The organism is Vibrio sinaloensis, assembly GCF_023195835.1.
GTDB classification, from domain to species: domain Bacteria; phylum Pseudomonadota; class Gammaproteobacteria; order Enterobacterales; family Vibrionaceae; genus Vibrio; species Vibrio sinaloensis_C.
This window is the reverse complement of the sequence record NZ_CP096200.1, coordinates 58,803-72,109: the sequence shown is the minus strand read 5'-3', so window position 1 is coordinate 72,109 and position 13,307 is coordinate 58,803. Positions and strand designations below refer to the sequence as shown.

The window sequence follows — 13,307 nt, the reverse complement described above, 5'->3', positions numbered from 1 at the left end:
ATGCCTCTTAACGAAGTGCATATCTCTAGTATAGTCGTTCACTGTTCGCCCGAACACCTCAAGTCGGTCAAGGCGAGCATTGAACAATTTGATAACGCAGAAATCTATGGCGACAGTCCCGCAGGGAAGATCGTCGTGGTACTTGAAACCGAGAACCAAGGTTTTATTACCGACACCATTGAAGCAATCAACAATTTACCTAACGTTTTGAGCACAGTACTGGTCTACCATCAAATTGAGACTGAACTCGAACAACAAGACACTGATAACAACACTGGAAACCACCAGTCCCACATCGAGGGCGAAGTATGAAGATGACAAGACGAGCGTTTGTGAAAGCAAACGCAGCCGCATCCGCCGCCGCGGTCGCTGGAGTAACACTCCCTGCCACTGCCGCCAACCTGATCGCAAGTTCAGACCAAACTAAAATCACTTGGGACAAAGCACCTTGTCGTTTCTGTGGTACTGGGTGTTCAGTTCTTGTAGGTACGCAAAATGGCAAAGTTGTTGCCACTCAAGGCGACCCAGAAGCTCCCGTCAACAAAGGCTTAAACTGTATCAAAGGCTACTTCCTCTCTAAGATCATGTATGGTCAGGACCGTTTAACACAGCCTTTGCTTCGCATGAAAGATGGCCAATATGATAAGGATGGCGATTTTACTCCTGTTTCTTGGGATGTAGCCTTCGATACTATGGCTGAGAAGTGGAAGCAGGCGCTTAAGAAACAAGGCCCAAGCGGTGTTGGTATGTTTGGTTCGGGACAATGGACCGTGATGGAAGGTTATGCAGCAGCGAAAATGATGAAAGCCGGATTCCGTTCAAACAACATCGACCCTAACGCTCGTCACTGTATGGCCTCTGCGGTTGGTGCGTTTATGCGTACCTTTGGTATTGATGAGCCAATGGGCTGCTATGACGACTTTGAGAATGCGGACGCTTTCGTGTTATGGGGTTCCAACATGGCTGAGATGCACCCAGTTCTCTGGACACGCATCACTGACCGTCGTCTAAGCCAACCACATGTCAAAGTCAATGTTCTTTCAACATACTATCACCGCTCATTTGAACTTGCCGACACGGGTTACATCTTCGAGCCTCAAACTGACTTAGCGATTGCAAACTTTATTGCCAACTACATCATCGAAAACGATGCAGTGAACTGGGATTTTGTTAACAAACACACCAATTTCAAACAGGCAACAACCGACATCGGCTATGGGCTACGCGATGACGATCCTCTGCAAAAAGCAGCGGCGAATCCAAACTCAGGTAAGATGTCCTCGATTAGCTTTGAGCAGTACAAACAGTCAGTCGCGCCTTATACTGTGCAAAAAGCGTCTGAGATGTCAGGGGTATCGGAAGATAAGCTGATTGAGCTGGCCAAGCAATACGCAGACCCGAATACAAAGGTAATGTCACTTTGGACCATGGGCATGAACCAACACACTCGCGGTGTATGGATGAACAGCCTGATTTACAACATTCACTTGCTCACAGGTAAGATTGCAACACCAGGTAATAGCCCGTTCTCATTGACCGGTCAACCTTCAGCTTGTGGTACTGCGCGTGAGGTAGGTACATTTGCTCACCGTCTGCCGGCCGACATGGTCGTGGCCAATCCTAAACACCGCAAAATTGCAGAAGACATCTGGAATATTCCCGATGGCGTAATACCACCTAAACCGGGTTATCACGCCGTTCTTCAAGATCGAATGCTGAAAGATGGTAAGCTCAACGCCTACTGGGTTATGTGTAATAACAACATGCAAGCGGGTCCGAATATCAACGGCGAACGTCTGCCTGGTTACCGCAACCCTGAAAACTTCATCGTCTGTTCAGATCCCTACCCAACCGCGACCGCTCAAGCCGCAGATTTGATTTTGCCAACGGCAATGTGGATCGAAAAAGAAGGTGCTTACGGCAACGCAGAGCGTCGTACTCAAGCCTGGTATCAACAAGTCGAAACTGTCGGCGAAGCCAAATCTGACTTGTGGCAGGTAATGGAGTTCACTAAGCGCTTTAAAATGGAAGAAGTGTGGACCGAAGAGCAACTCGCGAAAGCGCCGCAGTACCGCGGTAAAACCATGTATGACATGTTGTTTGCCAATGGTGTGATCGACAAATATCCATTAGATGAAGCGCGTGAACTTAACGATGACGCGCATCACTTCGGTTATTACGTACAAAAGGGAATATTCGAAGAATACGCTGCCTTTGGACGCGGTCATGGCCACGACTTGGCACCATACGACCGTTACCATGAAGTGCGCGGCCTACGTTGGCCAGTCGTTGACGGCAAAGAAACATTGTGGCGCTTCAAAGAAGGCTCTGACCCGTATGCCAAGAAAGGTTCCGGTTGGGATTTCTACGGCAAACCAGATGGTAAAGCCCTGATAATTTCAGCACCATACGAAGCGCCACCGGAGTCACCAGATTCTGAATACGATATGTGGCTATGTACCGGACGTGTGCTGGAGCACTGGCATACCGGCACCATGACACGCCGAGTTCCAGAGCTGTATAAAGCAGCACCTGACGCTTTGTGTTATATGCATCCTGCTGACGCGAAAGCCAAAGGCATTCGTCGCGGCGATGAAGTGCTACTGTCCAATAAGCGCGGTGAAGTGCGTGTTCGCGTTGAAACACGTGGCCGCAATCGTCCACCAGAAGGTTTAGTCTTCGTACCATTCTTTGATGCGCGCATTCTGATTAATAAGTTGATCCTTGATGCCACTGATCCTCTGTCTAAACAGACGGACTTTAAGAAGTGTCCAATCAAGATCACTAAGATCGCGTAAATCAGCATTGTGGCTGCGCCTTAATCTAGGCGCAGCCAATAAAGAATTTTTGCCTTAGGCGGAGAACGAATAATGAAAAAAATCTTCCTTGCACTGTTATCGGTCGGTGCGCTTATCAGTGGCGCGGCGTTCGCTGAACTTGATAATCCCGGTGGTATTGGTGGTTTAGAGTCACTACGTGGTGCCAGCCAACTAGAAGACACTCGTCCTGCGGATGAAATGAAAAAGTACCCGAAAGATCAGATTGTCGCCGATAGTTACGTCTATCAGCCGCCACTGATTCCCCATAGCATTCGTAATTACGAAGTGTCACTCAATGCCAATAAGTGCCTTGCGTGCCACAGTTGGAAAAATGCTAAGGAGATGGGGGCGACTAAAGTCAGTGTTACTCACTACGTAAACCGAGAAGATGCGGTGCTCGCCGATGTATCACCTCGACGTTACTTCTGTCTGCAATGTCACGTTCCTCAAGCCGATGCCAAACCGTTGATTGAGAATGACTTCAAAAAAGTGGACTCACTGAAATAGTTCAGTTGTGACTGATTAAGAGGTTATTTATGAAATTAATTAAAGCGTTTTGGAAACGGCTCGCGACTCCGAGTAAAGCAGCGGTTGGCGTGGTACTGTTTATGGGGTTCGCCGGCGGCCTTCTATTTTGGGGCGCATTTAACACGGGTATGGAAGCAACCAACACCGAAGAGTTCTGCTCAGGTTGTCACGCACCTATTGTTGCAGAAATCCAAGAGACGATTCACTACTCTAACCGATCAGGTGTACGCGCAATTTGTTCTGACTGTCACGTCCCCCATGAGTGGACCGATAAGATCGTACGTAAAGTGCAGGCGTCGAAAGAGTTGTTTGCTCACTTTGTAACACGAACCATCGACACCCCTGAAAAATTTCAAGCACGCCGCGCTCATCTAGCCGAGCGTGAGTGGGCACGTTTGAAAAAGAACGACTCACTCGAATGTCGCAACTGCCATGAGTTCGAATACATGGACTTTTCCGAGCAAGGTCAGCGCAGTGCTAAGCAGCACTCAACTGCCCTAGCCTCAGGAGAGAAAACCTGTGTTGACTGTCATAAAGGGATCGCCCACAAGCTCCCAGATATGCACGGCGTAGAAGGCTGGCAATAAGGAGACCAATATGAGTACTTTAGAATCTATCATTTGGCATATCCTAGGATACGGTGCGATGCCTTTCATCATTCTCAGCGGGTTTGTTGTAGTGGCGGCGATTTCTGTCTGGCTGCTATCTTTGGGCAAAGACAAACAGGTGTAATCGTCACTTACACCCGCGATATAAAATAATAAGCCACCTTAATACGAGGTGGCTTATTGTTTGCTATGTAGACACTATTCACTGTCTGGGTAACCTTGCGGGTTTTGCGATTGCCAGCGCCAGGTATCTTCAGTCATCTGCTCTAAGCTGCGGGTCGCTTTCCAACCTAACTCGTTTTGCGCCTTTTGTGGATTAGCCCAACACTCAGCGATATCGCCTGGTCGTCTCGCAGCGATTTGATAAGGGATGGTCTTACCGCTTGCTGCTTCAAACGCTTTAACCATCTCGAGCACACTCGAACCATTGCCCGTTCCTAGGTTATAGATATGTAACCCAGACTTGTTGCCTACCTTTTCCAGTGCTGCAATATGCCCGTCGGCTAAGTCCATCACGTGAATGTAGTCACGCACGCCCGTACCATCAATCGTTGGGTAATCATTACCAAACACTGACAAATAGTCACGGCGTCCGACGGCCACTTGAGAAACGAAGGGCATAAGGTTATTCGGGATTCCTTGCGGATCCTCACCAAGATCACCACTCGGATGCGAGCCAACGGGGTTGAAGTAGCGCAGCAGAGTAATGCTCCAATCTGGGTTGGCGGCCTGAAAATCGGCTAAACATACTTCAACCATCAGCTTACTTCTGCCATAAGGGTTAGTGGCACTAGTTGGAAAGTCTTCGGTGATCGGTACGGACGCCGGATCGCCGTATACCGTGGCAGAAGAGGAAAAAACCAGTGACTTAACGCCCACTTCTTGCATTGCTGCGACCAGAACTAGGCTTCCGTTGACATTGTTATCATAGTATTGAAGTGGTTTTTCCACCGACTCCCCTACTGCTTTTAAACCGGCAAAGTGGATGACCGCTTGGATATTGTTGGATTTAAGTACATCAACCAGCAACGCTTTGTCGCGTATGTCTCCCTCGATAAACTTCAATCTCTCGCCGGTGACTTTCTCAATGCGCGCAAGCACAGTCGGTTTGCTATTGTAAAGATTATCGAAGATGACTGGCGTCATACCTGCCGCCAGCATTTGTATGCAGGTGTGGCTACCGATATAGCCCATACCACCCGTGACTAACACTCTCATTCGTTGAGCCTTTTTTATTGCTATTGTGTTGATAATAGCGAATCCAAGACAAATGTGACAGCGTCGATAGGCTTTGCCTCAATGAAAGGCGACTAGGCGGTGACAGATTCACCAAATAATGAAATGGATCACTGAATAATTTGGCCAATTGCAACATGTTACTTGATGAAATACATAAGGATTTGGGAAATTCATGACTAAACGATCAATCAGTCTTAACTGCGACATGGGCGAAAGCTTCGGCGCTTGGACCATGGGCAATGACGCTGATGTTATGCCATACATCGACATGGCAAATATCGCTTGCGGCTTCCACGCCTCAGATCCACAGGTGATGAGCCAAACCATCAAGCTCGCCGAGAGTCACGAGGTTAAGATCGGCGCTCATCCAAGCTATCCCGACTTACAGGGTTTTGGTCGACGTTCGATGACAATGAACCCAGATGAAATCAGCAGTATGTTGATCTACCAAATCGGCGCGCTCAAGGGGTTATGTCAGAGTCACAATACCGACATCCATTATGTAAAACCTCATGGTGCGCTATACAATGACATGCAAAAAGATCCAGTCATATTCGAAGCCGTCCTTGATGCCGTTTCTAGTTTTGGCCTGCCTTTAATGACATTGGCGATCACTGAAAATCAAACCCTGCTTGACCTCGCCGACCGTTACGATGTTCCGCTACTGTTCGAAGCGTTTGCCGATCGTCGTTATCAGGCGAATGGTCAACTAGCCCCCCGCAACCTTCAAGACGCCGTATTGCACTCGACCAGTGATATTTTGAGCCAAGTCCAGCAAATCGCTAAGTATCGTAAAGTACGTACCATCGACGGGTTCTCCATCGATATCGAGGCCGATACCATTTGTGTCCATGGTGACAATCCACAAAGTATTGCGGTCATCGCTCAAATACGCGAACTACTGGCCAAGGAGAATCTTAGCCTATGAAGCTCACCACCTCTGTCGATCCCGTCGCTGAGTGCTCGATTCTAATTCGATTTGACAGTGAGCCGAACGATCATCTGTCTTGGGTGATTGGTGAAATCAGTCATTATCTTAGTAATCAACTCGGTGCCTGGGTGATGAACGTTACCCCCTCGTTCAATACAATCTTGGTTGACTATCTCCCGCACAGAATTTCAATCTTCGAGTTTGTCCCTTATTTAGAACACCTGGTGACCGAAGCGCTTGAGAATATGCCTGAGGCACACCAAGCCAATGTGATTCGCTTACCGGTTTACTACCATCTTGAAGTCGGGCCGGACCTTGCGCTCTATCAACAACAAGGCATATCAATAGAACAATGTATCGAGCGACACCATAGCGTCGAGTATACGGTGGGGGCGATAGGTTTTTCGGCAGGTTTCGCCTTTCTAACTGAAGTCGACCAAGTGCTTCAGTTGCCACGCAAAGCCTCTCCTCGCGTTCGAGTTCCGAAAGGCAGTGTTGGCATCGCCAATCACCAAACCGCGGTTTATCCCACTGAATCACCCGGTGGCTGGAACATCATAGGTAACTGCCCGGTTTCCCTCTATCATCCAGACCAAGCGAATATCCTGCCTTTTTCTATCGGCACCCGCGTTCGTTTTGAACCTATAGAACGAGAGCAGTTTATTGAACTCGGCGGCAAAATTGAAAAGGATTGGCAATGACATCAACCAACTTCATCGAGGTAATTAAGCCTGGGCAACAAACCTTGGTTCAAGATTTTGGTCGCTTTGGTCTCGCTCATCTGGGTATCGCTCAGGGCGGACCGGTCGACGATTATGCCTATAGTTGGGCCAATCACCTGCTAGGCAACAGTGTTAACGTCGCCACCCTTGAAATCACACTTGGTCAGACCGAGTTTGCTATCCACGCCTCGTGCGAAATGGCGATTGCGGGCGGCGATCTCAATGCCAGACTTGACGGCGAGCCTGTGTGTAATTGGTCTACCTTTCGTGCGGTACGCGGTCAAACCTTAACGTTTGGCTTACCACGTAATGGTCTACGCGCTTACTTGGCGATTAAAGGCGGGTTTAATGTCACTCCGCAGTTGGGGAGCGTCGCGACTGTCACACGAGACCAATTGGGCGGGCTTGCATCTGGCTGTCCTCTCGCCCAAGGCGACATACTTAATTTCACTCCACACGCCATGCGTAGCAAGCCGATTCAAATGACCTTCCGCTATAGGCCAGATTACGATTTACCACTAGAGCTGCGCTTTATTGAAGGCTATCAAGTGAACGATTTTGAGCGTGATGCTGTTGACTCACTCTACAACCAGCAATTTGAAGTCAGCCAATTGATCAATCGAATGGGCTATCGGCTAACCGGAAGTCGCGTCCAACCTCCAACGAAAGAGTACCTATCTGAAGGTATTGCACTTGGTGCTGTTCAAGTTCCCCCTAGTGGTGAGCCAATTATCTTGCTTAACGACCGTCAAACTATCGGTGGGTATCCCAAGATTGGTTGTGTAGCAAGGATTGATTTACCGCGCCTTGCTCAAGCTAAACCGGGGCAAAAAGTATCGTTTGTGCGGGGCGATTTACTCGGTCTACAGGATGTATGGGCACAATGGGCACGATTTTTTGGCTATTGAGCCCCGTCCCTCAATAAAACAAAACGGGCGACCTTAAGTCGCCCGTTTCTTATCACTCGCCGTAATATTGCGCCAATTGCGCTGGGTAAGCTCTTGATCGAGCAAGCTCCTCAGCACGCAGCTCGACTTCTTCAGCAGTCAGCCCTTGCAACACAGGGTGTAACGCCTCAATACACTCACTCCTATCGTTCGCCAACTGCCACTGCTTGACCAGCTTCATCGCCGCTTCCAGGGCCGACGAACCCTTAACGACTTCAATACGCGCGTAGTGTTCGCCTTCAAATGTCACATCTGCCGCTCTGAGTGTTTCGTCTTGCCCAGGAATCTGTTGCGCGCCAAACAGCGGCGTGCCGTACTCATCGGCGCTGGCATAATCTGGAATAAACTGCGCCATGTGCTCAATGGCACGGCGGCTTCGTTGAACCATCACTTGTGGGTCCCAACCTTGATTGAGTTTGTTCAACAACTGCGGTGGCAGTTGAGGCTGAGAGGAACCTTGTTTACTGGCCACCAAGCCATCATCAAACAAAGTAATGTCTTTGGTCATGCCATGCAGTTGGAACACACCATCGGGATAGGGCGTTAATTGCGCCATACCTCGGTCTGTGCCACGTGGGCCATGAAATATTACCTCTGGCCATTTCTCATTACTTTGCTGCCAACGAGTAACATAGGCCGCTTTAAACTCAACCAGTCTCTGGCGTCTCTTTTTAGCAAGATCGTCAATGGACCCGGTCTCATACCCACACGCATTGACCAAATAATCTACCTGTAAAAAGTCGGTCTGCTGTTGCTTATCGATTAGCTCAATTTTCCAACCGTTATTGGCTTCCTCAATACCAACCACCTTTGTATCTAACATGAGTTGGCAGTTGGCCATCTTCTCTAGCGCTAACGTGGCTGAGGCTGCTAAGCGGAATACACTCCAGCCCGGCTCAGACACCACGACCACTGGAAACTTCAATGCGTCAAGGTCTGCGTGCTTGGCGAACGGAATAACCCATTCGTCCATTGAACTTGGTTCTAATGGTTGTTCACAATGAGCCAATGCTTCAATCTGCGTCCGGGTATAGAGTTTGTAGTAATCCTGGGGTTTGCCAAGCACTTCATTAGCTTTATCACTATCAACCAGTTGCTGGTAGCATTGTTTGATGGTGTCTAATCGACCTAGTAACTGATCAGGGCTACCGCCATCACTATGGGGAACAGCAATGACAGTGGGACGATTGTTAATGGTATGCGGGAACAGACGAACGGTATCGATCGACTGCTTGAGGAGTACGATGCACTGCTCAGTCGAAATCTCTCTGTATAAATTTCCACCAGCATGCAAATGACAGATAGGCGGACCGCTCACTAAGCTGGCTCCCTTCTCTATCAAAGTCACATCAATACCGAGTTCAGCAAGGTGGACTGCTGCAGTAGCGCCAGCAATACCACCACCAATAATCGCGACTCTCGAGCCAGTTAAAGACGATTGTTCAGATTGCATTAATTTTGCTAATTCGTTCATTATCGGAACATTTTACTGCTTATGTTGGGCGAAAAAAATCACATTTTCTGCAGGGTAAAAATGCGAACTTCAAACGTAAAAAAAGTGAAAAAAAACCTTGACTCAAATTTTGCCACATTAGAAACAATCAATATTGTGAATAACAAATCTGCCAAGGACTTTATGGCTATTGGGCTATCTCAAAACTGAACTTATCTACAGGCTAAGTTATCCCAAACTTTATCCACCGTTTTTGTGGATAACTGAATAACTCAGCCTGCCCAATGTTAGCTAACTGCCTTATTTATAGGGATTAACAGCCGTTTAATTAGGCTATTCACAACCAACGCCAGTGTGAAAAACGTGCTAATCGGCAGAACCACCCACAACATAGTATGCAGCGTTGGAGACAGCTCAAAACCAAACCACATAATGGCTGCAACCACGGCTTCCGAGCCAAGAATCGCAATCACACTCGCTATCAAAGCCATCAACCCATACTCTGCCCAAATGGTTCGCTCTACGCGTTTTTTACTCGCGCCAAGCGTTCGATACAACTGGATTTCGTCTTGCCGCTGACCAAGGCTAAGCCTAAGCAAAGTAAAAATAAGCAACAATCCCGACAAAACACCAATGCCCGCCAACAGTGTGATTGACCATACTATCTGCGCCAATAGCTGTTGAATCTTCTCCCCCATCACCCTGATGTCCATCAAACTGACAGTAGGGTGTTGGCGAGAGAGTTGATTGAGTAATTCATCGTTACTTTCATTTACTCTGAAGCTTACCAGATACGTAGTGGGAATGTCCGCCAAGACATCTGGGGTGAAAATGAAATAGAAGTTAGGCTTCATATCACGCCATTCAACCTTGCGGATGGAATTTACGGTCGCGCTGACCGGTTGGCTGTTAATCACAAAGTCTAGTTGGTCTCCAATGTTAAGGCCGAGGTCCCTCGCCACATCCGACTCAACCGAAACCCCACCTTGCTCGCTCCAAGCCCCTTGCAGCACTTCATTGTGCTCAGGAATGCCAGAAGCAAAGGTAAAGTTGATTTCGCGCCTAAGCGCATCACTTGCTTCTTCCCCTTGAGCAACCTGTTTCGCGTCCATGCCATTGACTTGAGTTAAACGTCCGCGAATGATCGGATAGTCTTGTGAACGTTCGATATTGTTGTCATCCAACACCTGTAAATAGGCATCTTTTTCATATGGCGCAATATTGAGGGCAAACGCGTTCGGCGCATCCTCTGGTAGAGTACGCGACCAATCAGACAATAGATCAGTTCTTACTAGCCACATAGTCGAAAGCAACATTAAAGAAAGCGCCAGCGCACCAAACTGTATACCGGTTGCGGCGACAGAGCGATTGATTCGGCTCAGCGCGAGCTTGAATGAGGTGTTGAGCGGCGCTTTTGCAAGTAAGCGGGTTAAGCTAACGCTGACCAGCGCCAGAACCAAAAATAGTGCGACAATACCACTGAACACTATCCAGACCAGCAGATTATTGTAGTAGGCAGCGATCATCGGCACGATTGGAACCAGCACCAGCCAGTATCGCGTTCGAGTTTGTTCACTACTCGCTTGCGGTTGCATCACATTGACAGCGCTGATATTGATCAGCCCTAACAGAGGAATACCAAGCGCAGGCACCGCGATCAATGTACTGGTCAGCACCGATACGACAATCGGCTTAATGCCATAGCTGGGTAGAGGATTAGGCAGTAGATCGACCAAGGGAATGCGCAGCAAGTATTCAAGTAACACGCCTAGCCCTACCCCTAAAATCACCGCACTGACAAACAGTATCAGCACTTGGGTTGCCAGCCATCGAGTGATCCAACGTTTACTCGCACCAAGACTTTTAAGCATAGCGATGGTTTTGCGCCGAGTCGCCACGTAATGCTGGCAAGTGAGAACTAAAGTCGTCGCCGCCATGATGACAACGATGGCGACCGTTAATGAGAGGTATTGCTGCGTCCTTTGAAACACTTCATTGGTGCGACTGCCGCTGTCTTGATCGCGCCAACGATCACTTGGCGTTAATTCCACTTGCTGCTTTAGACGCGCGATGGTCTGTTCGTCACCATTGATATACACATTGAATCGAACTCGACTACCCAGTTGAACTGCACCTGTTTTTTCTAAGTCGTTGCTGTGGATAAAGGCTGAAGGCATCTGCTGAAAAGGGTTAAAGCTTAAGCCGGGCTCTTCGCTTATACGACCACTAACGGTGAAGTCAGCATCACCAACTGTGACAGCGTCACCTATATTCACATTAAGCTGCGCAAATAACCGTTCATCTAACCACAGTTCGCCAGGCTGAACTCGAGTAAATTGCCGCTGGTCATTGGACAATACCATCTCTCCCTGCAGTGGGTAACGGCTGTCGACTGCCTTTACCGTAATCAGCTTCATTGACTGATCGCTAAAAGCCATGGTTCGAAAACGCGTTTGCTCCGAAGTCACTAAGCCGAGGTTTTGCGTAGCCTCGGTAAAGTCGGGACGTATCGGGTTGGACGAAACAAACACGGTATCCGCCGTTAACGCTTGTTTGCCTTGCTTGACGATCACCTGCTCCATGCGCTCAGCCAGAGCGGTAAGTGCAAAGATACAGGCGATAATTAAGGTTAGAGCAATGCTAACAGGCCAAAGTTGACCGTGTCTTATCTCACTGATACTCCATGACCACAATCGCTTGTTCAGCCCGTTCGAGGTTACCTTCGCCATTATGACTCCTCCAACAAACCGGATTTCATGGTAAAGGTTCTGTCGCAGCGTTGAGCAAGTTTAGGATCATGGGTAACCAATACCAGCGTGGTGCCATGTTGGTGATTGAGTTCGAACAGTAACTCGATGATTTTGCTTGCGGTTTGTTGATCAAGATTGCCGGTTGGCTCATCAGCAAAAAGAATTTTAGGTTGAATCATAAACGCGCGCGCTAAAGCGACACGTTGTTGCTCGCCTCCAGACAATTGAGACGGAGAATGATGGGTTCGATTGCCGAGTCCTACTGACTCTAACAAGCTTCGCGCGCGCTGTTGGTCTTCTTCGTCCCCTTTAAGCAGACAAGGGAGCGTAACATTGTCTATCGCACTCAAGCTCGGGATCAGCAAAAAGCTCTGAAAAACGAACCCCACCGACTCACTGCGTATCGCCGCGCGCTTCTCATCATCAAGCTGATGAATCGGTTGTCCGAGCAATTCGATTTCGCCGCTGGTGGGGGTATCTAATCCCGCAAGCAGCGTCATAAGGGTTGACTTTCCTGCCCCTGACGTGCCAACAATAGCGACACTCTCTCCCTCTTTAATCTCGAGGTTAACCTCTTTTAAGATGGTTAGTTGCTCTTGATTGGTAGAGACTCTTTTTGACAATGATTGAGCTTTAATAACGGACGTTTGCATGATGCGACTATTTTCCCTTGTCTTATTAATTCTGTTTATGAGCCCTGCGTTTGCTAAGAGCATTTTAGTTGTTGGTGATAGCCTAAGTGCAGGATATCAAATGCCAATAGAAAACGCGTGGCCTTCTCTTCTTACGCAAGATCTGGCTGAAAAAGGTCAAACTGTTCAAGTTATCAACGCCAGTATTTCAGGTGATACCACCGGAAACGGCTTGGCTCGTTTACCTAACTTACTAAATCAACACCAACCAGATTACGTGTTGATAGAGCTCGGTGCAAATGATGGTCTGCGCGGCTTTCCACCTGGGCTGATTCAAAACAACCTCGAACAGCTGATCGATATGGTCCGCGGGGCAAACGCAAAACCACTTTTGATGCAAATTCACGTGTTACCCAACTACGGTAAACGTTACACCGAAGCGTTTTCTGCGATTTATCCTAAGGTCGCCGAAAGTAAGTCCGTCCCTTTGTTGCCGTTTTTCCTTGAAGGGGTCGTTATCAAGCCTGAGTGGATGATGAGTGACGGATTACACCCTAAACCGGAAGCGCAGCCTTGGATATCAAATTTTGTTGCCAATCAATTGATTAATTACCTCTAATTGCCCTAGCTCAATAAACCTCGCAACCGTTTAAGTTAGGCTATCACGATGCTTAGGCC

13 protein-coding genes are annotated in these 13,307 nt (G+C 48.3%); 9 read left to right on the top strand and 4 right to left on the bottom strand.

Going from position 1 to position 13,307, the window contains the following annotated elements; translation table 11 throughout:
• From MTO69_RS13960 to MTO69_RS13940, 5 genes are all read left to right on the top strand, one after another.
• Positions 1-312, top strand: a complete 312-nt coding sequence (locus MTO69_RS13960; RefSeq protein WP_248335011.1) for a chaperone NapD — start codon at positions 1-3, stop codon at positions 310-312.
• Entirely contained in the window at positions 309-2,798 is a 2,490-nt protein-coding gene (gene napA / locus MTO69_RS13955; RefSeq protein ID WP_248335010.1) for a periplasmic nitrate reductase subunit alpha, read from the top strand. Before MTO69_RS13960 ends, napA begins: the two co-directional genes overlap by 4 nt.
• Positions 2,799-2,870: 72 nt before the next feature.
• Entirely contained in the window at positions 2,871-3,326 is a 456-nt protein-coding gene (locus MTO69_RS13950; RefSeq protein ID WP_248335009.1) for a nitrate reductase cytochrome c-type subunit, read from the top strand.
• Between the two features lie 29 nt (positions 3,327-3,355).
• Positions 3,356-3,934 carry a NapC/NirT family cytochrome c gene (locus MTO69_RS13945; RefSeq protein WP_248335008.1) on the top strand — a complete coding sequence of 193 codons (579 nt, stop codon included), beginning with the start codon at positions 3,356-3,358 and terminating at the stop codon, positions 3,932-3,934.
• A gap of 10 nt (positions 3,935-3,944) precedes the next feature.
• The gene (locus tag MTO69_RS13940; RefSeq protein ID WP_248335007.1) at positions 3,945-4,079 is read left to right on the top strand and encodes a TIGR02808 family protein; all 135 of its coding nucleotides are present in this window, start codon (positions 3,945-3,947) and stop codon (positions 4,077-4,079) included.
• Positions 4,080-4,153: 74 nt separating this feature from the next.
• Here MTO69_RS13940 and galE read toward each other — a convergent pair whose 3' ends face one another.
• Complete coding sequence (gene galE, locus MTO69_RS13935; protein WP_248335006.1) at positions 4,154-5,173, bottom strand: UDP-glucose 4-epimerase GalE; 1,020 nt, start codon at positions 5,171-5,173, stop codon at positions 4,154-4,156.
• Between the two features lie 193 nt (positions 5,174-5,366).
• On the opposite strand from galE, the gene MTO69_RS13930 reads away from it, so the two are divergent.
• From MTO69_RS13930 to MTO69_RS13920, 3 genes are read left to right on the top strand one after another with little or no spacing between them, the layout of a single operon-like run.
• The gene (locus tag MTO69_RS13930) at positions 5,367-6,122 is read left to right on the top strand and encodes a 5-oxoprolinase subunit PxpA (protein WP_248335005.1); all 756 of its coding nucleotides are present in this window, start codon (positions 5,367-5,369) and stop codon (positions 6,120-6,122) included.
• Entirely contained in the window at positions 6,119-6,826 is a 708-nt protein-coding gene (locus MTO69_RS13925; protein ID WP_248335004.1) for a 5-oxoprolinase subunit B family protein, read from the top strand. The genes MTO69_RS13930 and MTO69_RS13925 overlap by 4 nt, the downstream gene beginning before the upstream one ends.
• Complete coding sequence (locus MTO69_RS13920; RefSeq protein WP_248335003.1) at positions 6,823-7,755, top strand: biotin-dependent carboxyltransferase family protein; 933 nt, start codon at positions 6,823-6,825, stop codon at positions 7,753-7,755. Before MTO69_RS13925 ends, MTO69_RS13920 begins: the two co-directional genes overlap by 4 nt.
• Before the next feature lie 52 nt (positions 7,756-7,807).
• Here MTO69_RS13920 and MTO69_RS13915 read toward each other — a convergent pair whose 3' ends face one another.
• The 3 genes from MTO69_RS13915 to MTO69_RS13905 all read right to left on the bottom strand — a co-directional run bounded on the left by MTO69_RS13915 (position 7,808) and on the right by MTO69_RS13905 (position 12,650).
• A complete protein-coding gene (locus MTO69_RS13915) occupies positions 7,808-9,247 on the bottom strand; it encodes an FAD-dependent oxidoreductase (protein WP_248335002.1) in 1,440 nt (479 codons plus the stop codon).
• A 287-nt stretch (positions 9,248-9,534) separates the two neighbouring features.
• The gene (locus MTO69_RS13910; protein WP_248335001.1) at positions 9,535-11,976 is read right to left on the bottom strand and encodes an ABC transporter permease; all 2,442 of its coding nucleotides are present in this window, start codon (positions 11,974-11,976) and stop codon (positions 9,535-9,537) included.
• On the bottom strand, positions 11,976-12,650 hold the full coding sequence (locus MTO69_RS13905) for an ABC transporter ATP-binding protein (RefSeq protein WP_248335000.1): 675 nt from the start codon (positions 12,648-12,650) through the stop codon (positions 11,976-11,978). Before MTO69_RS13905 ends, MTO69_RS13910 begins: the two co-directional genes overlap by 1 nt.
• Between MTO69_RS13905 and tesA the strand changes: the two genes are divergently transcribed.
• The gene (gene tesA, locus MTO69_RS13900; RefSeq protein ID WP_248334999.1) at positions 12,649-13,248 is read left to right on the top strand and encodes a multifunctional acyl-CoA thioesterase I/protease I/lysophospholipase L1; all 600 of its coding nucleotides are present in this window, start codon (positions 12,649-12,651) and stop codon (positions 13,246-13,248) included. The genes MTO69_RS13905 and tesA overlap by 2 nt on opposite strands.
• Positions 13,249-13,307 lie beyond the last annotated feature (59 nt).